The sequence below is a fragment of the Rhizobium sp. Root1203 genome, assembly GCF_001424945.1.
In the GTDB taxonomy this organism is placed as follows: Bacteria; Pseudomonadota; Alphaproteobacteria; order Rhizobiales; family Rhizobiaceae; genus Rhizobium.
Genome location: NZ_LMCW01000067.1, coordinates 200701 through 226792 on the forward strand (window position 1 = coordinate 200701; position 26092 = coordinate 226792).

Below are 26092 nucleotides of genomic sequence, written 5' to 3' on the forward strand. Positions count from 1 at the left end.
ACTCCGGCGTCCTTCCTACATTCGGCACAGATTATCCCCACCGATGGTGTCGGACGACGATCATAGTAGTTGACGGGGATTTAACCTCGTCTACTATATCTAGTGTTCGAGGTTCCTTCGATTCGCAAGGATTGGAGGCTAAGACGGGAATACGGTGCGCGTTGGCCCATGATGGACCACGCAATGCCGGAGCTGCCCCCGCAACTGTAAGCGGCGAGCGTTCATCCGAGAAGGCCACTGGATCCTGACGGTTCGGGAAGGCGAGGATGAACGCGACGACCCGCGAGCCAGGAGACCTGCCTCGATCGGAAACGTCCACGGGCGGGGTGTCCGGAAGGTCGCGTTGTGCTGCGGAATGAATCCGCGTGTGCCCGCTGCCCCCGAGATCTCGCGATCAGCCAACTTCGGGGTGAAGTCCATGTCTTTGAGTTCCAATCCGTATCAGCACGAGTGACGGCCGCTTAGCGTCCGGCCGCAGGTTAGCCTGTTCACCTTTTATTTTCATCACGGGGGCATCGGCGGATGCTGCCCGCATGATCGTTCATGAACGTCAGACACACGAGGATATCAATGAGCATCACCGTTTACAGCAAGCCTGCCTGCGTCCAGTGCACCGCGACCACGCGCGCGCTCGACCGGCATGGCATCGAATACCGGATCATCGACGTTTCAACGGATGCTCTGGCCTTGGAACTCGTCCAGGGCCTTGGCTATCGCCAGGTTCCTGTCGTTGTCGCAGGCGATCAGCATTGGGCCGGCTTCCGCCCCGACATGATAGGCACGCTTGCCTGACGGGGACCCCCCCCCCATGGGACAGATCGTCTACTTCTCCAGCCGGTCCGAAAATACCCATCGCTTCGTCGGCAAGCTGGGTATGGACGCGGTTCGGATTCCGGGCCGGCCGGATGAAGCTTTTGTCGTGTGCCGACCTTTCGTCCTCGTGGTGCCGACATACAGCGGCGACGGCGGCAAGGGAGCGGTACCCAAGCAGGTGATCCGCTTCCTCAACCAGACGGAGAACCGCTCCAACATCTGCGGCGTGATCGCCGCGGGCAACAGCAATTTCGGCGAGACCTATGGGCTCGCCGGCGACGTTATCTCCAGAAAATGCCAGGTGCCTTATCTCTACAGGTTCGAGCTTCTGGGTACGGACGAAGACGTCGCCAATGTCAAAAACGGATTGGAACGATTTTGGACTCGGTTACGCTCGAACGCCCTGTGAAGGCCGAACCCGCGCTGGACTACCATGCGCTCAACGCCATGCTGAATCTCTATGACGACGATGGAAGGATTCAACTCGACAAGGATAGGTTGGCGGCGCGGCAGTACTTCCTGCAGCACGTCAACCAGAATACGGTCTTCTTTCATAACCTCAGGGAAAAGCTCGACTACCTCGTGAGCGAAGGCTACTACGAGCGCGAGGTGCTCGACCAGTATTCCTTCAATTTCGTAAGCGATCTGTTCGATAACACCTATGCGAGAAAGTTCCGCTTCCCGACCTTCCTCGGGGCCTTCAAGTACTACACCAGCTACACGCTGAAGACCTTCGATGGGAAGCGCTACCTCGAGCGCTATGAGGACCGCGTCTGCATGGTCGCGCTCACGCTCGCGCGCGGCAACGAGCAACTCGCCTGCGATATGGTGGACGAGATCATTTCCGGACGGTTTCAGCCTGCGACCCCGACCTTTCTCAATGCTGGCAAGAAGCAGCGTGGCGAACTCGTCTCCTGCTTCCTGATGCGTGTCGAAGACAACATGGAATCGATCGGGCGTTCGATCAATTCGGCGCTGCAGCTTTCCAAACGCGGCGGTGGCGTTGCGCTGTCCCTGACCAATATTCGCGAGGCCGGTGCACCGATCAAGCACATCGAAAACCAGTCTTCCGGCATCATTCCTGTAATGAAGCTTCTCGAGGACAGCTTCTCCTATGCCAATCAGCTCGGTGCGCGCCAGGGTGCCGGCGCCGTCTATCTCAACGCCCACCATCCCGACATCATGCGTTTCCTCGATACAAAGAGGGAGAACGCCGACGAGAAGATCCGGATCAAGACGCTATCGCTCGGTGTCGTCATACCCGATATCACCTTCGAACTCGCCAAGAACAATGACGATATGTACCTTTTCTCCCCCTATGACGTGGAGCGCGTCTACGGGGTGCCGTTCACTGAAATCTCGGTAACGGAGAAGTACCGCGAGATGGTGGCCGACAGCCGCATCCGCAAGAAGAAGATGAAGGCGCGCGACTTCTTCCAGGTGCTCGCCGAGATCCAGTTCGAGAGCGGCTATCCCTACATCATGTTCGAGGACACGGTGAACCGGGCGAACCCGATCGCCGGGCGGATCACGATGAGCAATCTCTGCTCGGAAATCCTCCAGGTGAGCGAGGCGAGCGAATACAACGACGATCTCTCCTACAAGCACATGGGCAAGGACATTTCCTGCAATCTCGGCTCGCTGAACATTGCCGCAGCAATGGATTCGGCCGACTTCGGAAAGACGATCGATACATCGATCCGGGCGCTGACCGCCGTATCCGACATGAGCCATATCTCGTCGGTGCCGTCGATCGAAAAGGGAAACGACGACAGTCACGCGATCGGCCTCGGGCAGATGAATCTGCACGGCTATCTTGCCCGCGAGCGCATCTTCTATGGGTCCGAGGAAGGCGTCGATTTCACCAATATCTACTTCTACACCGTAACCTACCATGCCATCTGCGCGTCCAACCGGATCGCGGTGGAACGCGGTACGAGCTTCAAGGGCTTCGAGAACTCGAAATACGCCTCCGGCGAATATTTCGACAAGTATATCGAGCAGGTATGGGAGCCGGTGACGGAGAAGGTGCAGGCATTGTTTGACACTGCCGGCATCCACATCCCGACGCAGGAGGACTGGCTGAAGCTCAAGGAGGCGGTAACCACCTCCGGTCTCTATAACCAGAACCTGCAGGCCGTGCCTCCGACGGGATCGATCTCCTACATCAATCACTCCACGTCCTCGATCCATCCGATCGTCTCGAAGATCGAGATCAGGAAGGAGGGCAAGATTGGTCGCGTTTACTACCCCGCGGCGTTTATGACCAACGACAACCTCGACTACTACGAGGATGCCTACGAGATCGGCCCGGAGAAGATTATCGACACCTACGCGGCGGCCACCCAGCACGTCGACCAAGGCCTGTCGCTGACGCTCTTTTTCCGCGACACGGCGACGACGCGTGACATCAACAGGGCACAGATCTACGCCTGGAAGAAGGGCATCAAGACCATTTACTACATTCGCCTCCGTCAGATGGCGCTGTCGGGCACTGAGGTGCAGGGCTGCGTTTCCTGTGCGCTCTGACCGGTTTCAAAGGATCTCCCCATGAACATGCAATTCAAGCCGGCGAGCCGTATCCGCGCCATCAACTGGAACCGTGTCGAGGACGAGAAGGACCTGGAGGTCTGGAACCGGCTGACGGGTAATTTCTGGCTTCCGGAGAAGGTGCCGTTGTCGAACGACATTCCCTCCTGGGCCGCCCTGAAGCCTGCCGAGCAGCAGCTCACCATCCGTGTGTTTACGGGGCTCACCTTGCTCGACACCATCCAGAACGGCATTGGTTCGGTGAGGCTGATGGAGGATGCCGCCACGCAGCACGAGGAAGCGGTTCTCTCCAACATCTCATTCATGGAAGCGGTGCATGCGCGCTCCTATTCCTCGATCTTCTCGACGCTTTGCTCGACGCCTGATGTCGACGATGCCTATCGCTGGTCGGACGAGAACGAGTTCCTCCAGCGCAAATCCTCGCTGATCATGGAACAGTACGACTCCGGCGATCCCCTGAAGAAGAAGGTTGCGAGCGTATTCCTTGAGAGCTTTCTGTTCTATTCGGGTTTCTATCTGCCCATGTTCTGGTCGAGCCGAGCAAGGCTGACCAACACGGCCGACATGATCCGGCTGATCATCCGCGACGAGGCGGTTCATGGCTACTATATTGGCTACAAGTTTCAGCGAGGATTGGAGCGTCTGGGCAAGGACAAGCAGCAGGAGATCAAGGATTTCGCATTCGACCTGCTGTTGGAACTCTACGACAACGAGGCGAAATACACCGAAGCGCTCTACGACGGCGTCGGGCTGACGGAAGACGTCAAGAAGTTCCTCCACTATAACGCCAACAAGGCGCTGATGAACTTGGGCTACGAGGCGCTGTTCCCGGCAGAGGCATGCAAAGTCAATCCCGCGATCCTCTCCGCGCTTTCGCCAAACGCGGACGAAAATCACGACTTCTTCTCGGGTTCCGGCTCGTCCTACGTGATCGGGAAGGCCGTGGCGACGGAAGACGAGGATTGGGATTTTTGAAGACCTGATCTGCGAAACCTGGCGACTGTGGCATCGGCTGCGGCCACGTCGCCAGCCTCATATGCCTGCGCGTCTCGTCAGTTCACATTAATGTTTCTGCACGTAACGGATATTGATAAGGCACATGTTCACGCGCATAGTGATCGTATCGTCGGCTATGTGATGGGCGGCCGATGAACATCCGATTTCAGCCCCCGGGTGAGCATGAGGTGCGATGCTTAGATCCCCGATTTTCCCTCGCGACCTGCCGCTCTTTTCAGAGGACTTGGACCTCCTGTCCGATGTGCTCGAGGATGTCTGCAGAAAACGCGGTTTCGCGCGTAATGCACCACAGGCAGAGCAGATCGCTGCGCTTCTCATCCAGCTCTATCGGCAGGGCGTCAAGGATCAAACGAAACTTGCCGCCCTTGCCAAGGCTTATCTCTAAGCGTCACTTCTGCTCGATCGAGACACCGTTCTGACCGATGCTCATCTCGATGCCGTCCGGCTTGCGTTCCTCATGGAAAATGTACGCGCCGAGCCCGCCGATGACGACAATAAGCGCGCCGATTACGAAATAAAGACCGTTTGTGCGATTCATAAATTACCCCAACATTTTGATAGTGCGGGGATAAACGCTAAAACGCCGCCTTTGTTCCGGATCAGTCGTCGTTGGCCGAGTTGAGGTTTTCGGGGCGGATGCCCTCGTCGGTGCCTATACGCGCCCTCAATCTGACGCCTGGCCCGCCTTCATCGTGATTGCCGCTGCCGATGAAGATGATGCCGGCAGCTTCGAGCGCTTGCCGTACGGCGAGAAGCGCGTGTGGCTCTCCGCTCGCTTCGTCGTGCTCCAGTGTTTGGATGGTCGCTGCCGGCAGACCGGAGGCGGCTGCCAGTTGCTCGATGCTCATACCGGTCATGGCGCGTGCGCCACGCATTTGCGTTGCTGTGATCATAGTGAGAAGTCTAGCGCGGCGGCGGCGGTTCGCAAGTGTCTTGGCCGCGATCGCCGAGCCTCTTGCCGCGAATGTACCGTTGCTCGAGCGCGGCGCACCCCCAGACCACACCGAAGAGCAGGTAGACGTGGCGCCAGTGGTCGATATCGATCACGTTGCCGATGGCCGCGTGGCCGAGAACGGCGATCGATGCGATCATGATGTAAGGCTGCCATGGCCGATCCTTGAGGAGGTTCCTGAAGCCGAGGTACAGGGTCCAGCAAAGCATGCTGATATAGCTCACGAAGCCGAGCCAGCCATAGGTCGTCAGCGTCTTCAGCCAGATATTGTGCTCGTCCTCGGTAAAGATCGACCCAAAGACCAGCGGTCCGATGCCGAGCGGTCGCTCCATCATCATCGTAAGCCCGATACGGTGGCGGTCGAAGCGACCCAGATATTCGTCGTCGTACTGCTGCACCAGCTGCGCGCGCGTCGAGAAGAGATCGCTCACCTTCGGGAACTGCAGGGCAACGAGCAGCGATGCCACCATCATCATGATCGCCGCCAAGGACAGAACGAGAATGCGCAGGCGAAAGGCACCGCTTCGTTCCTTGAGCAACATGACGAAGATCAGCAGTGCGATTGCGAGCAGAAACAGCCCCCAGGCGGCACGCGAGAACGATAGAAAGACGCCAAGCGCGATGACGAGCAGTGCTGCTGCCTTGATTGGGGCTGCTTTCAGCTTGCCCGTCAGAATGCCATGCACGAGATAGAGGGAAGGGGGCACAAGGAATGGACCGAACACGTTCGGATCCTGGAATGCACCCTTGGCGCGGTCATAGAGGGTGAAGACCTCGGATCCCGGAAAAGCATTGAAATATCCGAGAATGCCAAGCATCGAGGTGATGACGGCTGCGAATGCCCAGGCATTGAAGATCAGCGGCAGACGCCGATGGCTGTCTTCGACGATCGCCGCGTAGAAGATCGAGGTCAGTGCCAGAAAGGTCGATACGGCGACATACATCGGTCCGTCGGCCAGATCCTTCATCTGTGTCAGGGACAGCATTCCACCGACGTTGAACGTCAGCAGCAGCGCAAGGAGAGGGGCCGTATAGCGTGAAATCCTCAATCCGAGGATGAACCAGAATCCGATCAGGGCGGCCATCCACAGCTCGTACGGCGCCGGCTCGTCGATGACGAAGCCGGACAGGAATACGCCGAAGGCCACGGCCGCCGAGCCGATGAGCCGCAAAGTCGCCCGCTGCGGATCGGCGACGCGCGAATATGCCGCCGCGATCGCGCTCAATAGGCGTTTTCCGTGTTGAACAGGCGGAACGGCGTGAGGAACAGGATTTTCAGGTCAAACCAAAGTGACCAGTTCTCGATGTAGTAGAGGTCGTAGGCTGTGCGAAACTTGATCTTGTCGTCGTTGTCGACCTCGCCGCGCCACCCGTTGATCTGCGCCCAGCCGGTTACGCCGGGCTTGACGCGGTGACGGGCGAAATATCCTTCGACGACATCGCCAAAGGCGCGGTCGCGGGCTTGCGCAAGGACGGCGTGCGGGCGCGGCCCGACGAGCGACAGGTCGCCTTTGAGCACGTTGAAGAGCTGCGGCAATTCATCGATAGACGATTTGCGGATGAAACGGCCAACAGGCGTGACGCGCGGGTCTCCCTTGGTGACCGCTGCGCGCCCCGTCGGGTCGCCCATATGACTGTACATGGACCTGAACTTGAAGATGTTGATGATCTCGTTGTTGAAGCCGTGGCGCTTCTGCATGAAGAAGACCGGGCCCTTCGAGGTCGCCTTGATCGAGACGGCCGTAGCCAGCATGACCGGCCAGAGAAGCACGAGCGCCACGATTGCGAAGAAAATGTCGAAGCAGCGCTTGGCAACCGAATCCCAGTCGCGGATTGGCTTGTTGAAAATATCGAGCATCGGCACGGAACCGACATGAGAATAGGCGCGGGGACGAAAACGCAGCCGGTTAGCGTGTGCCGCCAGACGGATGTCGACAGGCAGCACCCAAAGCTTCTTCAACAACTGTAGAATACGCGCTTCGGCGCTCAGCGGCAGCGCGATGATCAGCATGTCGATCCGCGTTATGCGGGTGAATTCCACCAGTTCGGCCACCGTGCCCAGCTTCGGATAGCCGGCGACCATCGCCGGCGAACGCTTTTCGCCCCGATCGTCGAAAATGCCACAGATGCGGATGTCGTTGTTGGGCTGCTGCTCGAGCAAACGGATCAGGTCCTTGGCGGCCTGGCCGCCGCCGACCAGGACTGCCCGGCGCTCCATGATACCGTTGCGAGCCCAGTTGCGGATGCCGTAGGCGACAAGGAAGCGTGAGCTCAGCAGGAAGATGGCGCCGAGCACAAACCAGGCGAGATATGCCTGCATCTGCACCCAGCCGACATGGTTGAGCAGGGCGATCGTTGACACGGTCAGCAGGAACATGAGCGCCCATGCGGCAAACGCACGCGGCAGCAGGTGCAGTCGTGCCCGCAGCGCCGGTATGGAATAGCTATCGGCGGTCTGCAGGGCGACGACGAGCAACGCAGCCGCTATTGCCGCAACCAGCGCGCGTCCCCAAAAGGTTTCGTCGCCGTTGCCTGGCCAGATGTAGAATGCAGCAAGTCCGATCGCGAATTGTGAGATAAACTCGAACAGGCGGAACTGACCGATGATGATCGCGGGGGAGCGCGTACCATCGCTGAACTGTGTGGCAATTTGGCGTGCATAGGAGTTGAGCGACTCCGGGAGAACCGGTTCGCGGGTGTCGCCGGCGCCTTGATTGGTCTCGGAAACCTGCTTCCGCAACGCTTCCAGATCGATTTGAACGCTTTTCTCTGCCTTGTCCATGAGGCTACCGCCGCTGTTTCACCCGCAGGCAATAGCAGACAGGCCCTAAGAAACTTTTACGAAGCGGTTGCATCTCCGGTCGTCCCTTGGCGCACCAGGAGATCCTGGTACAATTTCAGGACCTCATTCGCCATGACGGAAGCCGAAAAGACAGCTTTCACCTTTTCCATTGGGGGCATCGCTGCATCATGCCAACCGGGGACCCGAATGGCATCGGCCATGACGCGCGCGAGGTCGTCCGAGTCTTCAGGTGCAACCAATGCGAGGCTATCCTTGCCCAGTGCCTCCGGTATGCCGCCGACACGCGTGGCGATGATCGTCTTGCCGGCGCCTAGCCCCTCGAGCACGATATAGGGCATCGCCTCGGCGCGCGATGGCACCACGAGGTTCTGCGACATCGCAAAGGCCTGCTGGACACGCATCGCGGGCAGCATTCCGATACGTTTGCCGAGACCACGCTCGACCATCATGTCGCGATATCGGTCGCGATCCGGTCCATCGCCGACCATGAGGGCTGAGAGCGGCCGTCCGACGATGCGTTCGGCCTTTGCAAAGGCGTCCACAAAAAGGTCGGGACCTTTAAGGTCCCGCAACATGCCGACATAGATGTAGTGTACGGCGTCCGACCGGGTGGGGATGAGCTCGAAGTCACGTTCGCCGATGCCGTTGTAGATCAGTCGGGTCTCGGTGTGAGGGCGTCCAACCCTCTTGGCATAGATGTCTCGCTCGTATTCGCAGATGAAAACGAGCGCGTCGGTGAAGTATTCCTGCAGGCGCTCCATCCGGAGCACGAACTGCCCGAGGAACGACGACCGGGAATAGTGCAGGCTTCCGCCATGCGCTGTGTAGAGGCGGGCTACGCGATACTTGTTCACCCGCAGGGCTGAGCCGGCCAACCGCGCGAGCACACCGCCTTTGGCGCCATGCCCATGCAGCACATCCGGCCGCAAACTCTTGATCTTCTTGTATGTGTCCCAGATAACGCCAAGATCCGAGAGGCTGACGGCGCGCCGGATCGGCACGCGCGTTAGGCCGAGTGCGAGATATGGGCGAATTTCGTCAAACAGGCTGTCTTCGTGCTCGCCTCCGGTGGAGCTGTCACAGAGAATGCCAACCTCATGCCCGGCCTTGCTGTGCTCCACCACCAGATCACGTACGTGGCGGAAGATCCCGCCAACCGGTGATCTGAAGCAATGAAGAATGCGAAGAGGGCGCTCTGTGCTCATCGGCGATCAGAACAGCCGTTCGCGCACGTAGATGGTGTCGCCTGCAACGATGGCCGATGAAATGTTCACGCGTCCCGTGATGACCTGGCCGTTGATCTTTCTTGTTACATCGACGCCGCTTTGGTTGGCGCGCGCGCTAAAGCCGCCGGCGATCGCAACCGCGTTCTGGACCGTCATGCCTGGCACATAGGCATACTGTCCCGGCTGGCCGACTTCGCCGAGGATGAAGACCGACCGATAGCGATCGACGTCGATGGTCACGTCAGGGTCACGCAAGTAGCCTTGCTTCAGCTTCTGGGCGATCTGGCCGGACAGCTGCTGGAGCGTGCGACCGCGCGCCGGAACCTGCCCGATCAAAGGGAAGGCGATATAGCCGGCCTGATCGATCGTATAGGTGTTCGTCATGCTCGGCTGATCGAACACGGTGATACGCAGCCGGTCGCCGCTATCCAGCGAGTAGGGCTGGATCGTTGCTTCGTTGAACGCTCTCGGAGCAGGCTGATAGCTGTTGCAGCCGCCCGCGACCGCAGTCATGGCGGCAAGGCTCAAAGCCATCAGGAACTTGGGCTGGGCGACAGGCATCCGCGGTTGCTCACAGGAAATGGAGTTCTTCCCAGCGGTTATCGATCCGTTAGGGTTAATGGCCGGTAAAGACCTCCCATTTTTTCGGATCTCCCCGCGTCGGGTGCGTCGACGCAGGCATTAACCGTTGAGTTACTATAGTCATTTACCCTCACGGCACCTTTGTTCTTGGAGTACAGGCATGTCCGGCGTAACGGGTCATCAGGATGTGGACATAGATCTTGGGCAGCTGGTCCGCGCCGTCTGGGCACGCCGGCTGAAGGTGGTGGCGATAACGGTGCTCGGGGCAGGGGTCGCTCTCGCCGGCGCCAAGATGATGTCACCGAAGTACCGCAGCGAGACGCGTATTCTCATTGAACCGCGGGCACCTGCGTTTGCCAACGCGCAGACCAACGACGCCGGAAGCAGTCCGCTGCTCGACGAACTTAACATCGCGAGCCAGGTGCAACTCCTTCAATCGGCTGACCTCATCAAGCAGGTCATCAATACACAGAGGCTCTACGAGCTGCCCGAGTTCGATGTCGCGGCCAACAGGTCTGCGCTCGGCGATATCCTTGTGGCGCTTCATCTCAAGAAGAGTCCCCTTGAGAACCCTCCCGAAGAGCGCGTCATCGACGCATTCACCGAGCGGCTGCAGGTCTATCAAGTACCCGGCTCGCGCGTGATCGGCATTACCTTTACGTCGAAGGATCCGAAGCTTGCAGCGACGATCCCGAACGCCATGGCTGCTGCCTATCTCGTCAAGCAAAGTGGCGCGAAGCTGGACTCGAATTCGGAAGCGACGCGCTGGCTGGAGCCGGAAATCGAAAGCCTGCGCCGAAAGGTCAATGATGCCGAGCAGAAGGCTGCGGAGTATCGCGCCGAGCACGGATTGCTGCCGACGAACGGCGGCACCAATTTCCCGACGCAGCAGCTGAACGATATTTCCGCAGAATTGACGCGAGTCCGCGGCGAGAGGGCAAATGCGGAGGCGCGCGCCCAGTCGGTGCGCAACGCCCTGGCATCAGGTGAGCCGTCCGATACGCTGCAGGATATCATGTCCTCACAGTCCATCCAGCGCCTCAAAGGAACGGAATCGGCCTTGCAATCGCAGATTTCCGATCTGCAGACCTCGCTTCTCAACAATCATCCCAGGCTGAAGAGCCTTCGCGCCCAGCTTGCCGACATCAAGACGCAGATTCGCCAGGAGACGCAGAAAATACTGGCGAGCATCGAAAACGAGACCAAGGTTGCGTCTCTTCGGGCGAAGGAGCTTGAACAGCAATCGGACAAGGTCAAGGCGAACAGCGCCCAGGCCGGTGAGGACGAAGTCGGGCTGAACGCCCTGGAGCGCGAGGCCACCGCGCAGCGCCAACTGCTCGAAACCTATCTGTCGCGCTATCGCGAGGCCGCATCCCGCGCCGACAAGAATTCCAGCCCGGCCGATGCACGCGTCGTGTCGAACGCCATGCAGCCGGTCGATCCCTATTTCCCCAAGGTCGTTCCGATCGTGACGGTCGTTGCTCTGGCGACGTTCATCATGAGCGCGATCGCGATCATGCTGGCCGAACTGTTCAGCGGCCGTGCGCTTCGCCCGGTTTCCGGTCTGGTGGAAGACGAATTCTCCGAGGAAGAGGTGATCGAAACCGCAGTGTCGGAGGCGACGAAACGCGTCGCCACACCGAGTATGCTGGCCGTGCCCCCCGAAGTAGACGAGTCTCCAGAGGAGACCGCTAAACCGGAAGTCGCCGCCGATGACAACGAATTCTCTGTTGCCTCGGTGTCGGAATACCTGATCGGCAGCCGAGCACCTCTTGCGATTGCGATCTCGCCGACCGGCGATGACGGTTCTGCTGCGACGGTCTCGCTGGCCCGCAAATTGGCCGCAGCCGGATCGCGCGTCGTTCTCGTCGACATGACAGGGTCCGGTCATCCTACCGACCTGATGGCGGAGCGTCGGTCCGAACTCGGAGTCACTGACCTGCTCTGCGGTGAGGCGGCCTTCGGCGACACCATCCATGGCGACCGTTCGTCCGATGCCCACATCATTCCGCAAGGCAACAGTGATATGCGCCGGGCCATGCGCGGCGCAGACCGCCTTTCCCTGCTGCTTGACGCTCTCGCTTCGGCCTACGATCTTGTACTGGTCGAGTGCGGTGCGGCCAACGTCGCCGGTGTCTCCCGACTGACGCACAGTAAGGATGTCGAGATCATTCTCTCCATGCCTGAGATTGTCGAAAGCGAGTTCGTGGCCGCGATGACGGACTTTGAGGAGGCTGGCTACCAGCGCGTTGTGTTGATGTCCGGCGATGAAGGCGCAGATACGGCGGCGTCCCGCCAGGCCGCCTGATCAGCGACCCGTCACCCTGCGCACGCGCCGAGCGAACCGGTAAAGCTCCTGATGCGATTTGACGTAGGCCTTGCTGCGGGTAATGATTCGATGCGCAAAGCCGCTGACGTTGCCGCGTGCGGTAACCGGCAGAACCACGTCGTAATGTTCTGTTTCGACAGGCGCCCATGATCGCTTGTAGCGCTGGTCTCCCAGGCCGAAATCGAAGAGGCTCACCCCCTTGCCGTGCAATCCGGCGATCATCTGCCAGAACAGGAACTCGCCAGGGCTTGCATCCGGTGCGACGCGCTCGTCGATAGCACTGAACTGGCAGATCACATGATCGCCTTTTCTGGAGATTCCCGAAATCGCGGCAAAGTCGCCGTCGTGCTCTCCCCTGAGTCGGATTGCATGCATCTCAAGCCCGAACGCGACGGTGTTGACGTCTCTGCTCCCGATGGCGCCATGTAGGAAAGCTCTCGTCTCGGCATCGGCGAACACATCGGGCAGTCCCATTGCCTTCAAGCGTTCGCTCTTCTGTTGGAAGAAACGATCGAGAAGTCGGTGCTGCTCCTCCTCCGGGCCGCCGGCGATGTAGTCGAACCCGCCGAGTGACTCCAGCCGCTTCGACTGCACACGGAATTTCTTGCGCCGATGCTTGGCGTTCACCTGTCTGAGCGTCGCGTCGAGCGTGTCGAGGATGGGCAGGTGATAGGCATGATTCTGGTTTCGCACCAGGGGCAGGACGGCGAGAGGACTGTCGCGGCCACGCCACTCCAGCGGGATGTTCTGCAGCAGCAGCAGATCGGCTCTCCCGCCAAGTGCCGCGCGCAACAGATCGCGGAAGCGAAGCGGATCTATAACGCGGGACGCCGCGGCAAAGTCGGACGAAAAGAGGCCGGTGTTGATGTTGCTGTGGTCTGCACCGATGAACTTGGCGATCCGCGCGCCGCGCGACTGGACGATTTCGACGGGTAGGATGAAGACAGTCTCGTTTCCCGATCGACCCCGGATAAGAGCGAGGGGGTTGCCATACGCCCTGACCCAGGACGCGCACCAATCGTAGCCATGGTGCAGTGAATTCAGATCGTCTCGCTCAAATGCGCGCCATTCGTGTTCAACAGGCTCCATCGCGTCGACGATATCGATGTGAAAGTCATTGGCGACCAGTTTTGTGGGCGGCGCCTTCAGCGGTGAAATGTCGGTGTCGGTATGCCCGGCTTTGCCACACGGCTCGCCATCGACATGAAGCTTTTGCATCTGCACGGGTTCTCTCCGCTCAAAACGGCTAGGAGAAGAAAATAGGGAACGGATGCATCGATTTGGTTTATGCGACAGATTTCCCGAGGTATTCCGACAATCATCGTTATCCCGCGATTAACGGCCTATTGCTGTTTCGGACCGGCCATCCACTTGATGATGACCATCGCCGGCAATACCCAGAGCAGTCCACTCAAGGCGAAATAGAGCAGGTGGCCCCACCACGGCGCGTCGCCGAGCGTGGCAACGGCAATGGTATTTGCCAGCACCGCATAGGCGAGCACGAGAACGACGATGAGGATCGTGCCGATAAATTTGCGAAGGCGGACGGGCATGAATTGTCTTCCGGGATGAGATTGGAGAGCGCCGCGACGGCATGCCGCAAAGCTTCGGGGCTTGTTTTGCATCAGCCGCTAAGGCAAATCAACTGGCGGACAGAAGGAGTACCCATGGCCATCGCGAATACCACCACGGAACAGGACATGTTGCGCGAAGTGCGCAGGCAGGACGGCAACCGACGTGCCGTTCGCATCTGGCTCGGACTGGTCCTTCTTGCGCTCTTCTGTCTCGTCATCGTCGGGGGCGCGACGCGGTTGACCAACTCGGGCCTTTCAATAACCGAATGGAAGCCGATTCATGGCGTCGTTCCGCCGCTGAACGCAACGGAATGGGACGAGGAATTCAAACTCTACCAGCGTATTCCCGAATACCAGCAGTTGAACAGCGATATGACCGTCGAGCAGTTCAAAAGTATTTTCTGGTGGGAGTGGGCGCACCGGCTGATCGCCCGTGGAATAGGCGTCATCTTCGCACTGCCGCTTTTCTATTTCTGGATAGCGGGCAGGATCGAACGACGCCTGCGGTGGCCCCTGGTCGGCATCCTAGCCCTTGGTGGTCTTCAGGGAGCGATCGGCTGGTGGATGGTTTCGTCGGGCTTGTCGGTGCGCACCGACGTGAGCCAGTACCGGCTCGCAACGCATCTGATCATGGCCTGTCTGATCTTTGCATCGTGCATCTGGATCATGCGCGCGCTTTCTCCGCATTCGGACGATGCGCCGCCGAGCGGACATGCGCACATATGGGCTGGAATCATCGCAGCCTTCGCCCTGTTCCAGATCTATCTCGGCGCACTGGTTGCCGGTCTGGACGCAGGCTTCAGCTACAACACCTGGCCTTTGATGGACGGTGCCGTTGTGCCGTCCGACCTGCTGATTCAGCAGCCCGCCTGGATCAATCTGTTCGAGAACCCCAAGACGGTGCAGTTCATGCATCGTGTCGGAGCCTATACGCTGTTTGCTCTGACATTGATCAACATGATCGCCGCGCTCGCTGCAGCGCCGGCCACGACGCACGCACGCCGCGCCGTCGTGCTCGTCATCCTTGTTGCGATCCAGGCCGCGATCGGCATCGCGACGTTGCTGCTTCAGGTTCCGCTTCACTGGGGATTGTTGCATCAGGCCGGAGCACTGGTCGTCTTCGGCTTCGCTGTCGCGAACTGGCGCGGTTTCTACGGAGAGTACCCCCGGTCGACGGCTATCGCCGAACGCAATTGAGCCCTCCGGAGGCGTGCGTATCGGGAAGGTAGGGATTGCGCGGGCGTACCGGACGGGATGGCGGTCGCTACCTTCAGAAAATACGCCTTCGTTGTCGGAACCGGTCTGTCGTCTGCGTCCTTTGCTGGCGCAACATGATCGGAGACAAGAATGCGAAAGCTCGGTGTGTTTCTAAGCATTTCCGTTGATGGCTACTTTGCCGATAGCAGCGGGGACATGAGCTGGGCTCACGATCGTGATCCGGAGTTCTACACCTTCCTTGCCGACAATGCCAGTTCCGGAAGCGAACTTGTCATGGGGCGGCGGACCTACGACCTGATGTCGGCCTATTGGCCAACCGATTTCGCCAGGCAGAACGATCCGGCCTTGGCAACCGCCATGAACAGCCTGCCGAAGATCGTATTCTTGAGGACGATACGGGAGGCCGGCTGGAATAACACGAGATTGGTCAAGACCGATCCCATCGAGGCCGTTCGCGCCCTGAAGCGCGAAGAGGGGCAGGAGATGGTCGTGCTGGGCAGCGGCAGCATTGTCCGTCTGCTGGCGCAGGCGGGGCTTGTAGACACCTTTCAGTTTGTGATTGTCCCGCTTGCACTGGGGGCAGGGCGCTCGGTTTTCGCAGGCTTGTCCGAGAGGCTGCGGCTGGAGCCCATTGGTAGCCAGAGGTTCGGGAACGGAAACGTGGCGCTGACCTATGTCCCGGTGACGGGTGCGAACGGCAGCCCTGTCGGCTGAAGCCGCATAATAAAAATCCGGCTGTGTCGCCACAGCCGGACTCTTTTAAATTATATCGGAAATCAGTCTCAGAAGAAACCGCGGCGCTGCCACCATCCGGCCTTCTTCGGCTTGCCGTCGCTCTCGGCCGCATCGCTACGCGTCGATTTCACGGTCGGCTCCGAAGAGGAGATGTTCGATTCGCGGTTCGCACGCGCAGGCTTTGCCTCTTCTTCGACAGGCGCAGCAAGGTCGGCAACCGCCTCTGCTGCTTCCGGCTCTGCTGGCGCGACAACAACGTCCGCAACGGCCTCGCTCTCGACAACCGGCTCCTCGACCGGCGAGGCCTTGCGGCTGCGACGGGCGCGCTTCGGCTTCACGTCTTCCGTGACCGAGGCAGCAGTTTCGACTGCAGCCATGGCTGGCAGTGCGACGGCCTCCTCGGAAACGGCTTCGATGACCTCTACCGCTGTTGCGCCGGCATCGCTCTCGTCACTGTCGGCAGCATCGCTTTCGGCAGCATTATTGTCTTCGGCCTCTCCGGCAGCATCCTGCTCGGCGCCTTCCTCGCGGCTGCGTCGACCGCCGCGCTTGCCACGACGACGGCGCTTGCGACGCTGGGCATCGTCACCCTCCGTACGGCCTTCGACCGCTTCCGCGGCAGTTGCATTGTCGGCTTCATCACCGTCGTCGTCGTCTCCGTCCTGGTCGTCGCCTGCCTGCTCGTCGCCTGCCTGCTCGGAGACACCATCATCGGAGGCTTGCTGTTCTGCATTGCCATTGCGACCACGGCGACGACGGCGACGCTTCCGCTTGCGACCATCGCCTTCGCTTTCGGCGCGGGCAGCGGGACGCTCGGAGGCGACGGGCTTTTCTTCGAGCTCTTCGTCTTCTTCTTCATCGACCTCAATCACGACATCGTCGTCATCATCTTCCGGAATGGCCGCGAAATTGAAGAGGGTCTCAATCTTGACCGGGTTCTCGACAGCCTCACCGCGATCGATCGCGAAGTGCTGCGCGCCGACCGAGCCGTCGGCATCGATAATGATTGCAACGCCGAAACGTGCCTCATAGTCGATAATCGTCTGGCGCTTGTGGTTGAGCAGGTAGAGCGCGATGTCAGGCGTCGTGCGAACCGTGATGTCGTGCGTCGTGTTCTTGAGCAGATACTCTTCGATGCCGCGCAGGACATGCAGGGCAACGGAGGACTGCGAACGGACGTGACCGGTTCCGCCGCAATGCGAGCAGACCTGCGTCGTCGATTCCAACACCGAAGCACGGATGCGCTGGCGGGACATTTCGAGCAAGCCGAAATGCGAGATGCGACCGACCTGGATGCGGGCACGATCGTTCTTCAGGCATTCCTTCAGCTTCTTCTCGACAGCGCGGTTGTTGCGCTTTTCTTCCATGTCGATGAAGTCGATGACGATCAGGCCGGCAAGGTCGCGCAGGCGAAGCTGGCGGGCAACTTCGTCGGCTGCCTCAAGGTTCGTCTGCAGCGCCGTGTCTTCGATCGAATGCTCGCGGGTCGAACGGCCGGAGTTGACGTCGATCGACACCAGCGCTTCCGTCTGGTTCATGATCAGGTAACCGCCCGACTTCAGGGTAACCTGCGGCTGCAACATGCGGTCGAGCTGCGCTTCGATACCGGAGCGCGAGAAGATCGGGTGAATGTCGCGATAAGGCTGGACCACCTTGGCATGGCTCGGCATCAGCATCTTCATGAAGTCTTTCGCTTCACGATAGCCGTCTTCGCCGGAAACGATGATCTCGCTGATGTCCTTGTTGTAGAGATCGCGGATCGAGCGCTTGATAAGGCTGCCTTCTTCGTAGACGAGGCAGGGAGCGGTCGAAGCGAGCGTCAGCGTGCGGACGTTTTCCCACAGGCGCATCAGGTATTCGAAGTCGCGCTTCACCTCGACCTTGGTCCGGTTGGCACCGGCCGTACGGAGGATGACGCCCATGCCCTGCGGCACTTCGAGCATCCGGGCGATTTCCTTCAGACGCTTGCGATCCTGAGGATTGGTGATCTTGCGGGAAATACCACCGCCGCGCGCCGTGTTCGGCATCAGCACCGAGTAGCGGCCTGCGAGCGAGAGGTAGGTGGTGAGGGCGGCACCCTTGTTGCCGCGTTCTTCCTTGGCGACCTGCACAAGCAGGATCTGGCGGCGCTTGATGACTTCCTGGATGCGATACTGCTTGCGCGGCTTGCGCTGCACGCGATCCGGCACTTCTTCCATTGCATCTTCGGCGCCGACATTCTCGATCACTTCCTCTTCATGATCGTGATCGTCGTCATCGTCGTCATCGCCGCCGCGACGGCGGGCATCGACGTCTTCAGATATCGAGTCTGTTTCGACCATAGCGGCCATTTCGCCACCGGAAGAGCCCTCGTCCTCGTTGTCGGCAACGGAAGCGGCTTCGCTTGGGGCTGCGTCTTCAGCGACAGGTGCTGCCTTCTTGCGGCTGCGGCGAGGCTTGGCCTTCTTGGCCGGCGCCTCGTCGGTCGAGACAACCTCGTCAGCGGCGGGGACGGCTGCGACCGGAGCAGCTTCGGCCTCTGTTACTGCCGAGGCGACCACACCGACATCAGGTTGGTCCTGAGTGGAGAGATCGATCGGCGCCGTCTCGACGTGCTCGACGTCCTCATCGCGGCGATGCTCTTCGGCTTCGGCACGCAGCAGAGCCTGACGGTCGGCAAGCGGGATCTGATAGTAGTCGGGATGGATTTCGGCGAAGGCCAGGAAACCGTGCCTGTTGCCGCCGTAATCGACGAACGCGGCCTGCAGCGAGGGTTCCACCCTCGTTACCTTGGCGAGATAGATGTTGCCGCGAATTTGCTTCTTATGCTGGGACTCGAAGTCAAATTCTTCTATGCGGTTCCCGCGAACGACAACGACGCGCGTCTCTTCCTCGTGAGACGCGTCGATAAGCATTTTGTCTGCCATGTAAGATGTGCTCCTCGGCGCAGCCGAACGGCAGCATCTCCCACTGTCGATAAAACAGGAGGGGTGCGGTCCGCCATTGCAGCGCCGGATAGTGAAAGTCGCGATTGGTGCGGTGTGGAAGGCAGCAGCCAGACAACAGCGGGGAAGCTTTTCTCCCGGGGCCTGTAGACTTCAGATAAAACCTGCTGCGACACCATCAAAGACCAAGCGAGATCGACAAAACAAAGACCCTATTCAGGTCCGATGAGTTTGCTCTCTCTTTAAAGAGCGGTTGGTGGCTATCCACCGATGAAGTTCCCGCATAACTCCGGAAAATTCAGGATCCATTTTCGAGCAAAAACGCATGAGACGGCGGACGATTGCCGGTTGTGGCGCCAGGTCCTCGCGGTTTGGCTGCCGTGTCGGCGACTCTATCCCGTCAGCACTTTTACCCTGAAAATCGTTGTATGTTTTCTCCGTCACAATAGCAAGGGGAAAGCCAAATGTGCCATAATATTGATGGATTTGAAGACACATACAAAAAAGAGGATAAGCGACACCGATTCTGTGCTGGCGGAGGCATCGAAACGGGTTGCCATGTTCGCGCCTGCCGCGAAGGATCAATCACGAATGTCAGTTAAGGTGTGGCGGTCGATTGTTTAACAGGATGCGGCGGACGACGGTGAGATCCGGTTTGGGACGAGATAGAATACGAAATAGATTGATGTGCATGCTGCTTGCGGCAGCAAGTAGCGTGTTGACGGCTGCCCTACCTGACGTGGCACGTGCCGGGGCCGAGCCACTGCTGGCGTACGGTGCGCGGATCGTCGGCGACGACGCCCGCACCCGGATCGTGATCGATTTTGATCGCGCGCCGGCGTTTTCGATCCACTACATTGCCAACCCGGAGCGTGTTGTCGTCGACCTTCCCGCCACGGCGTTCGGCTTTCCTGCGAAGGACCTGGAGGCGAGGGGGCTGTTCAAGGATATTCGCTACGGCACGATGGACGAGGACAGTGCGCGCATCGTCCTGACTGCGACGAAACCGGTGAGGGTGGCGCTTGCGAAGGTTCAAGCCGACGAAGGTGGCAAGGGCCAGCGGCTGGTGCTCGAGGCAGAGATCACCGACAAGGCCAAGTTTGCCGACCTCGTCAAGGCGCAGTCCTGGAGCGAGCCCGTCTCTCCCCAGACCACGAGTGCGATCGCTCCGGTGGAGAAGCCCGCCGCCGGCAGTGACTTCATCGTCGCTGTCGACGCCGGTCATGGCGGCATCGATACGGGCGCTATCGGTGTTGATACAAAAACGCAGGAAAAGGACGTGACGCTCGCGTTTGCAAAGGCGCTCGCCGATCGCCTCAATCGTGAACCCGGCATCAAGGCATTTCTGACGCGCAGCGACGACTCCTTTCTGTCCCTGTCTGAGCGGGTGGTGATCGCCCGCCAGAACCATGCCGGCCTCTTCGTCTCCATGCATGCCGATACCTTGAAGCAGAAGGATATTCGCGGGGCGACGGTCTACACCATCTCCGACAGGGCATCGGACAAGCTCGCCGCCGACCTTGCCGAGCGCGAAAACCTCTCTGATCAGATCGCGGGGACGGCGACGGCCACCGAACCGCCCGAGGTGGCAGATATCCTGCTCGATCTGACACGTCGGGAGACGCAGGCATTTTCGATTTCTCTTGCCGAAAGTGTGCTGGCCTCCTTCAAGGATCAGGTCGGAACGATCAACAATCCCCATCGTCACGCTGGATTCCGTGTCCTACAGGCGCCGGATGTTCCCTCGATACTGTTGGAGCTGGGATTTTTGTCCAACAAGGACGACGAGAAGTTGCTCTTGGATGGGGAATGGCGCAACAAGATGGCTGACCTTCTGACGGATGCCGTGAAGCGCTATCACGCTTCGATGGTGGCAAACGGGGGCTGAGCGGCTGCGTGGCCCAGAAGTAACACTTTTGTGGGAAAGACCGTCACTCCTGGGAATTAAAGGGTCAAGGCCCTAGTTTGCTCACATTGAGGCCATTACTCGCCGCTATGTTTTTATCCTCGAAACGGAATTGGCTTGTGGCGATAACGCTCATGGAGTAATTCGCGCAGCGTGCAAAATGCCGCGATCCATGCGACTGTTGTGTTCGCGCCGATCGACAATTGAGATACCGGTAGCTTAGATATGATCAGACTTCTTGGATATTTCTTCGGAGCGGCTTGCGTCCTGTTCCTGGGCGCGGCGGCGGTCGTCGCCGTCTATCTGTCCAATGTCGCGAAGGATCTCCCGGATTATGCCGTCCTGAGCACCTACGCACCACCGGTAACGACGCGCGTGCATGCAGGCAACGGCGCTCTCATGGCTGAGTATGCCAAGGAACGCCGCCTGTTCCTTCCGATCCAGGCTATCCCGGACCGCGTGAAGGCGGCTTTTCTGTCAGCCGAAGACAAGAATTTCTACAATCATCCGGGTGTTGACCTGACGGGTCTGGGTCGCGCCATTCTGGTCAACCTTCAGAATTTCGGCTCGGGCCGTCGCCCGGTGGGCGCATCGACGATCACCCAGCAGGTTGCAAAGAACTTCCTGCTCACGTCAGACCAGACGATCGACCGGAAGATCAAGGAAGCGATCCTGTCGTTTCGCATCGAGCAGGCCTACAGCAAGGACAAGATCCTCGAGCTTTATCTTAACGAGATCTTCTTCGGCCTGAATTCTTACGGCATTGCCAGCGCCGCATTGACCTATTTCGACAAATCCGTCACCGAACTGACTGTCGCGGAAGCAGCATATCTCGCGTCTCTGCCGAAGGGCCCCGCTAACTATCATCCGTTCCGCCATCCCGACGCTGCACTCGAGCGCCGCAACTGGGTCATCGACCGCATGGTGGAAAACGGCTACGTCAGCCAGTCTGACGGCGCCGAAGCCAAGAAGCAGCCGCTTGGCGTGACAGGCCGCGCCAGCGGTCCGTCGCTCTTCGCATCTGGCTATTTCGCCGAAGCGGTCCGCCGCCAGTTGGTGGATCAGTATGGCGAGAAGATGCTTTACGAAGGCGGACTCTCCGTTCGCACGTCCTTCGATCCGCAGCTTCAGGTCTTCGCGCGCAAGGCGCTGCAGGACGGTTTGATCACCTACGACGAGCGCCGCGGATTCCACGGTGCGCTGAAGCAGATCGACACGACCGCCGACTGGGGTAAGGCGCTCGCCGACGTTCCGGCGCTTTCCGATGTGCCCGAGTGGCGCCTTGCAGTCGTGCTGGCCGTTTCAGATGACAGCGTCGATATCGGGCTGCAGCCGTCAAAGGACGGTGCGGGCAAGGTGCCCGCCGAGCGGGAGCGCGGCGTCATCCAGGCCAAGAACATGCAATGGGCCTATCGCTCGTCCACCGGTCGCAAGAGCGCGAAGTCTCCCGACGGCGTGCTTTCTGCCGGCGATGTCGTGTATGTCGAGCGTCTGGGCGATGAGAGCTCGACATCCTATCGCCTCCGTCAGCCTCCGAAGGTCGAAGGCGGGCTGGTCGCCATGGATCCGAAGACTGGCCGCGTGCTTGCGATGGTCGGCGGCTTCTCTTACGCGCAGTCCGAATTCAACCGCGCGACCCAGGCGATGCGCCAGCCGGGCTCCTCCTTCAAGCCGTTTGTCTACGCTGCGGCGATGGACAACGGCTACACGCCGGCTTCCGTTGTCAGCGACGATCCGCTCCAGATCCAGACGGGAAATGGCCAGGTCTGGGCACCGGACAACTACGAGGGCGAGGGCGGCGGTGCCAACACGTTGCGCTTTGCCATCGAGCACTCGCGCAACCGCATGACGGTGCGACTGGCAAACGACCTCGGCATGAACGTCGTTGCCGAATATGCTGAGCGTTTCGGCGTCTATGATCACATGATGCCGGTTCTCGCCATGTCGCTCGGCTCCGGTGAGACGACGGTCTTGCGGATGGTCTCGGCCTATTCGGTCATCGCCAACGGCGGCAAGCAGATCAAGCCGACCCTGATCGACCGCATCCAGGATCGCTATGGCAAGACGATCTTCAAGCACGAGGAACGCGTCTGCGAAGGATGCAATGCGAGCGAGTGGCAGAACCAGGACGAGCCGAATGTGGTCGACAATCGCGAGACGGTTCTCGACCCGATGACCTCCTACCAGATCACGTCGATGCTGCAGGGCGTCATCCAGCGTGGCACCGCCGCCGGAAAAGTCGTGCTCGGCGACCGCGACGTCGCCGGCAAGACCGGCACCACGAACGACGAAAAGGACGCGTGGTTCGTTGGCTTCACGCCCGATCTGGTTGCGGGCCTCTATATCGGCTTCGACGCGCCGTCGACCCTTGGACGCGGCGGCACAGGCGGCTCGTTGTCCGCGCCCGTTTTCAACGAGTTCATGCAGGCCGCCGTCAAGGACATGCCGGCATCGAAATTCGTCATTCCGGCGGGCATGAACCTCATTCCGATCGACCGCAAGACCGGTATGGCCGCTGCGCAGGGCGATCCGAGCACGATCATCGAGGCGTTCAAGCCGGGCACCGGCCCTGCGGACAGTTTCTCCGTTATTGGCATGGACAACACCATGGCGCCCGAGGAGATCCTGAAGACATCGCCGCAGGCAAACCAGGCCGTTCAGTCAGGCTCCGGCGGTCTCTACTAAGCTTTTCCCCAGACAGCTGTGGCGGTTGCGGCTCTTTACATCCGCAGCCGCCACAACTATTTGACGGGCCAACACAAGACCAAATCAGAGAAGCAGGAACATGCGAGCTGAAATCCAGAACGTAGTCGATGAAACCAAGCAGGCTATCACCCTGCTGAGGAGGCATCTTTGACTGGGACCAGGCGGTAAGACGGCTGGACTGGTTGAACAACAAGGCAGAGGATCCCACCCTCTGGAACGATGCTTCCGAGGCTCAGAAGCTGATGCGCGAGCGCCAGCAGCTTGACGATGGCATCAATGGCGTAAAGCAGCTCGAGCAGCAGCTGAACGACAATATCGAGCTCGTCGAGATGGGCGAGGAAGAGGGCGACGAAAGCGTCGTCAAGGAAGCCGAAGACGCGCTGAAGGCGCTGAAGGCAGAAGCTGCGCGGCGCCAGGTGGAGGCGATGCTGTCAGGCGAGGCCGACGGCAACGACACCTACGTCGAAGTGCACTCGGGCGCGGGCGGTACGGAAAGCCAGGATTGGGCAAACATGCTGCTGCGCATGTACACCCGCTGGGCCGAGCGTCAGCGCTTCAAGGTCGAACTGCTGGAAGTTCATGACGGCGAAGAAGCCGGCATCAAATCTGCGACGCTCCTCGTCAAAGGCCACAACGCATACGGTTGGATGAAGACGGAATCGGGCGTCCACCGCCTCGTACGCATTTCGCCCTACGACAGCAACGCGCGCCGCCACACGTCGTTCTCGTCCATCTGGGTTTACCCGGTTGTTGACGACTCGATCCAGATCGAGATCAACGAAGGCGATTGCCGCATCGATACCTACCGGTCGTCCGGCGCCGGCGGTCAGCACGTCAACACGACCGATTCCGCGGTGCGTATCACGCATATTCCGTCCGGCATCGTTGTGCAGTGCCAGCAGGAGCGCTCGCAGCACAAGAACCGTGCCAAGGCGTGGGACATGCTGCGTGCCCGCATGTACGAAGCGGAGCTCAAGAAGCGCGAAGACGCGGCAAATGCCGAAGCGGCCTCCAAGTCGGATATCGGCTGGGGCCACCAGATCCGCTCCTATGTGCTGCAACCCTACCAGCTGGTCAAGGATCTCCGCACCGGCGTCACCAGCACTGCGCCAGACGACGTGCTCGACGGTGAGCTCAACGAGTTCATGGAAGCCGCTCTTGCCCATCGCATCAGCGGCAAGGCGGACGCGGTGGTCGACGATATCGACTAGGCGGTGCCGCAGCTTGATTTTTAAGGAGGCCCCTCGTCGGGCCTTTTTTAATGACGTTGCCTAGCACTACTTTGGCAGATTAACCGGCGGTTAACGATGATCGGCCATCTTTGGCACCTCAAAAGGGGTGCGGTGGATGGTGGAGCAGGATATTGCACTGACGGATTGGTTAACGATGATCGGCCATCTTTGGCACCTCAAAAGGGGTGCGGTGGATGGTGGAGCAGGATATTGCACTGACGGATTGGCTGAAGCCGTTCGTTGAGAAGCTTGGTCACAAGAAGCGGCGGCAGATGTGTCCGGTATATATTTCGGGCCTGATCGGACCAGGTGATCGCAAGAGTATCGAGCCGATGGCGGAACGCCTTGCGCCCGATCACTACGACCGCCTGCATCATTTCATCTCGGATGGTATTTGGGACGCGGGTCCGCTTGAGACGGAACTGGCTGTGCAGGCTGACAGAATAGTCGGAGCTTCAGAYGCCTTTCTGGTGATCGACGATACGGGCTTGCCGAAGAAGGGCGATCATTCGGTCGGGGTCGCTCCGCAATATGCTTCGATGCTGGGCAAACGCGCCAATTGCCAGACGCTGGTATCGCTGACGCTGGCACGCGATGAGGTTCCCGTTCCGGTGGGCTTGCGACTGTTCTTGCCGGAAAGCTGGACCAGTAATCAGGATCGGATGGTGAAGGCTGGTGTTCCCGAGGAGATGCGCATATCCCGCACCAAGCCGACGATCGCGCTCGACGAGATTGACAGGCTGATTGCGGCGGGGTTGCGGTTTGGCACCGTGCTCGCCGATGCCGGCTATGGTTTATCGGCCGCGTTTCGCCAGGGGCTGAGTGCACGCGGCCTCACATGGGCTGTCGGTATTCCCAAACATCAAAAGGTCTACCCCCATGATGTCGCATTGATTTTTCCGGTTTCCGGTCTTGGCAGGCCGCGCAAGCATTCGATCCCCGACACCGTATCGATGGCTGCCGAAACGATCCTGGAAGCATCTTCCTGGAAAAAGGTCAGTTGGCGTCGCGGCACGAAAGGTCGCCTGACAGCGCGCTTTGCTGCGCTCCGTATTCGGATCGCTGATGGTAGTCCGCAACGTATCCTCGACAAGGGACAGCAGCATATGCCGGGCGAAGAGGCGTGGCTGGTGGGCGAATGGCGCTCGAACGACGAACGCAAATACTATCGACAAATGAAAGAAGAGCTCGGCCTTGATCACTTTGAAGGCCGATCATGGCAAGGTCTGCATCGACACGCGCTGATGACAATGATCGCTTACGCCTTCCTGCAACATCAGCGCCTACACAAGGCACAGCGGGAAAAAAAGGAAGAGGCACGGCCCGCCTAAACCGACACTGCCAGCCATCCGACGCGCGGTCATAAACATCCTCCTATCAGCGTCAGCCCCAGAACGATGTCCTCACTGCAGAATCCGCTTCAGATCGCCAAAATACATTCTGCCAAAGTAGTGCTAGAACGTTTCGTGCTTCCCTTTGCGTTGGCCAGGTCTTCCTGGCGGAAAACCATCTCTGCCGCCTGGTC

General features: G+C 59.6%; 20 protein-coding genes, 1 pseudogene and 1 riboswitch. Of the genes and pseudogenes, 12 read left to right on the forward strand and 9 right to left on the reverse strand.

Annotated features, from left to right (window positions below; translation table 11 throughout):
• Positions 1 to 92: 92 nt before the first annotated feature.
• Positions 93 to 318, forward strand: a riboswitch (cobalamin riboswitch).
• 252 nt (positions 319 to 570) lie between these two features.
• From nrdH to ASC97_RS30480, 5 genes are all read left to right on the forward strand, one after another.
• A complete protein-coding gene (gene nrdH, locus ASC97_RS30460) occupies positions 571 to 792 on the forward strand; it encodes a glutaredoxin-like protein NrdH (protein ID WP_057472054.1) in 222 nt (73 codons plus the stop codon).
• Between the two features lie 16 nt (positions 793 to 808).
• Positions 809 to 1222, forward strand: coding sequence for a class Ib ribonucleoside-diphosphate reductase assembly flavoprotein NrdI (gene nrdI / locus ASC97_RS30465; RefSeq protein WP_057472055.1), 414 nt, complete (start codon positions 809 to 811; stop codon positions 1220 to 1222).
• On the forward strand, positions 1219 to 3342 hold the full coding sequence (nrdE, locus tag ASC97_RS30470; RefSeq protein ID WP_200959568.1) for a class 1b ribonucleoside-diphosphate reductase subunit alpha: 2124 nt from the start codon (positions 1219 to 1221) through the stop codon (positions 3340 to 3342). Before nrdI ends, nrdE begins: the two co-directional genes overlap by 4 nt.
• Before the next feature lie 21 nt (positions 3343 to 3363).
• Positions 3364 to 4338, forward strand: coding sequence for a class 1b ribonucleoside-diphosphate reductase subunit beta (nrdF, locus tag ASC97_RS30475; protein ID WP_057472057.1), 975 nt, complete (start codon positions 3364 to 3366; stop codon positions 4336 to 4338).
• A 214-nt stretch (positions 4339 to 4552) separates the two neighbouring features.
• The gene (locus tag ASC97_RS30480; RefSeq protein WP_057472058.1) at positions 4553 to 4765 is read left to right on the forward strand and encodes a hypothetical protein; all 213 of its coding nucleotides are present in this window, start codon (positions 4553 to 4555) and stop codon (positions 4763 to 4765) included.
• Positions 4766 to 4768: 3 nt separating this feature from the next.
• Here ASC97_RS30480 and ASC97_RS34835 read toward each other — a convergent pair whose 3' ends face one another.
• From ASC97_RS34835 to ASC97_RS30505, 6 genes are all read right to left on the reverse strand, one after another.
• Entirely contained in the window at positions 4769 to 4918 is a 150-nt protein-coding gene (locus ASC97_RS34835) for a hypothetical protein (RefSeq protein WP_200959569.1), read from the reverse strand.
• A 61-nt stretch (positions 4919 to 4979) separates the two neighbouring features.
• Entirely contained in the window at positions 4980 to 5273 is a 294-nt protein-coding gene (locus ASC97_RS30485) for a DNA-binding protein (RefSeq protein ID WP_057472059.1), read from the reverse strand.
• A gap of 10 nt (positions 5274 to 5283) precedes the next feature.
• Positions 5284 to 6558 (reverse strand): O-antigen ligase family protein, encoded by a 1275-nt coding sequence (locus ASC97_RS30490; RefSeq protein ID WP_057472060.1) that lies wholly within the window; start codon positions 6556 to 6558, stop codon positions 5284 to 5286.
• Positions 6555 to 8114: an undecaprenyl-phosphate glucose phosphotransferase gene (locus ASC97_RS30495; protein ID WP_057472061.1), complete on the reverse strand. Its 1560-nt coding sequence runs from the start codon at positions 8112 to 8114 to the stop codon at positions 6555 to 6557. Before ASC97_RS30495 ends, ASC97_RS30490 begins: the two co-directional genes overlap by 4 nt.
• A 56-nt stretch (positions 8115 to 8170) precedes the next feature.
• A complete protein-coding gene (locus tag ASC97_RS30500; RefSeq protein ID WP_057472062.1) occupies positions 8171 to 9340 on the reverse strand; it encodes a glycosyltransferase family 4 protein in 1170 nt (389 codons plus the stop codon).
• 6 nt (positions 9341 to 9346) lie between these two features.
• A complete protein-coding gene (locus ASC97_RS30505; protein ID WP_057472063.1) occupies positions 9347 to 9922 on the reverse strand; it encodes a polysaccharide biosynthesis/export family protein in 576 nt (191 codons plus the stop codon).
• A 181-nt stretch (positions 9923 to 10103) separates the two neighbouring features.
• Between ASC97_RS30505 and ASC97_RS30510 the strand changes: the two genes are divergently transcribed.
• Complete coding sequence (locus tag ASC97_RS30510; RefSeq protein WP_057472064.1) at positions 10104 to 12251, forward strand: GumC family protein; 2148 nt, start codon at positions 10104 to 10106, stop codon at positions 12249 to 12251.
• Here ASC97_RS30510 and ASC97_RS30515 read toward each other — a convergent pair whose 3' ends face one another.
• Positions 12252 to 13496, reverse strand: coding sequence for a GNAT family N-acetyltransferase (locus ASC97_RS30515; RefSeq protein ID WP_057472065.1), 1245 nt, complete (start codon positions 13494 to 13496; stop codon positions 12252 to 12254).
• A 119-nt stretch (positions 13497 to 13615) separates the two neighbouring features.
• Complete coding sequence (locus ASC97_RS30520) at positions 13616 to 13825, reverse strand: DUF2842 domain-containing protein (protein ID WP_057472066.1); 210 nt, start codon at positions 13823 to 13825, stop codon at positions 13616 to 13618.
• 114 nt (positions 13826 to 13939) lie between these two features.
• On the opposite strand from ASC97_RS30520, the gene ASC97_RS30525 reads away from it, so the two are divergent.
• Together ASC97_RS30525 and ASC97_RS30530 are read left to right on the forward strand one after the other, a co-directional pair.
• Positions 13940 to 15043 (forward strand): COX15/CtaA family protein, encoded by a 1104-nt coding sequence (locus ASC97_RS30525; RefSeq protein WP_057472067.1) that lies wholly within the window; start codon positions 13940 to 13942, stop codon positions 15041 to 15043.
• Positions 15044 to 15193: 150 nt separating this feature from the next.
• Positions 15194 to 15778 carry a dihydrofolate reductase family protein gene (locus ASC97_RS30530; protein WP_057472068.1) on the forward strand — a complete coding sequence of 195 codons (585 nt, stop codon included), beginning with the start codon at positions 15194 to 15196 and terminating at the stop codon, positions 15776 to 15778.
• Positions 15779 to 15846: 68 nt separating this feature from the next.
• On the opposite strand, the gene ASC97_RS30535 is transcribed toward ASC97_RS30530, so the two are convergent.
• Entirely contained in the window at positions 15847 to 18705 is a 2859-nt protein-coding gene (locus ASC97_RS30535; RefSeq protein ID WP_057472069.1) for an Rne/Rng family ribonuclease, read from the reverse strand.
• A gap of 703 nt (positions 18706 to 19408) precedes the next feature.
• On the opposite strand from ASC97_RS30535, the gene ASC97_RS30540 reads away from it, so the two are divergent.
• From ASC97_RS30540 to ASC97_RS30555, 4 genes and pseudogenes are all read left to right on the forward strand, one after another.
• On the forward strand, positions 19409 to 20611 hold the full coding sequence (locus tag ASC97_RS30540; protein ID WP_057472070.1) for an N-acetylmuramoyl-L-alanine amidase: 1203 nt from the start codon (positions 19409 to 19411) through the stop codon (positions 20609 to 20611).
• Between the two features lie 243 nt (positions 20612 to 20854).
• Positions 20855 to 23314 carry a penicillin-binding protein 1A gene (locus ASC97_RS30545; RefSeq protein WP_057472071.1) on the forward strand — a complete coding sequence of 820 codons (2460 nt, stop codon included), beginning with the start codon at positions 20855 to 20857 and terminating at the stop codon, positions 23312 to 23314.
• A 100-nt stretch (positions 23315 to 23414) separates the two neighbouring features.
• A protein-coding gene (gene prfB / locus ASC97_RS30550; protein WP_113000893.1) for a peptide chain release factor 2 occupies positions 23415 to 24546 on the forward strand; the annotation gives its coding sequence in 2 pieces (ribosomal slippage) (positions 23415 to 23483 and positions 23485 to 24546; 1131 coding nt in all).
• A 215-nt stretch (positions 24547 to 24761) separates the two neighbouring features.
• A pseudogene (locus ASC97_RS30555) lies at positions 24762 to 25895 on the forward strand (IS701 family transposase); the annotation flags it as partial.
• Positions 25896 to 26092 lie beyond the last annotated feature (197 nt).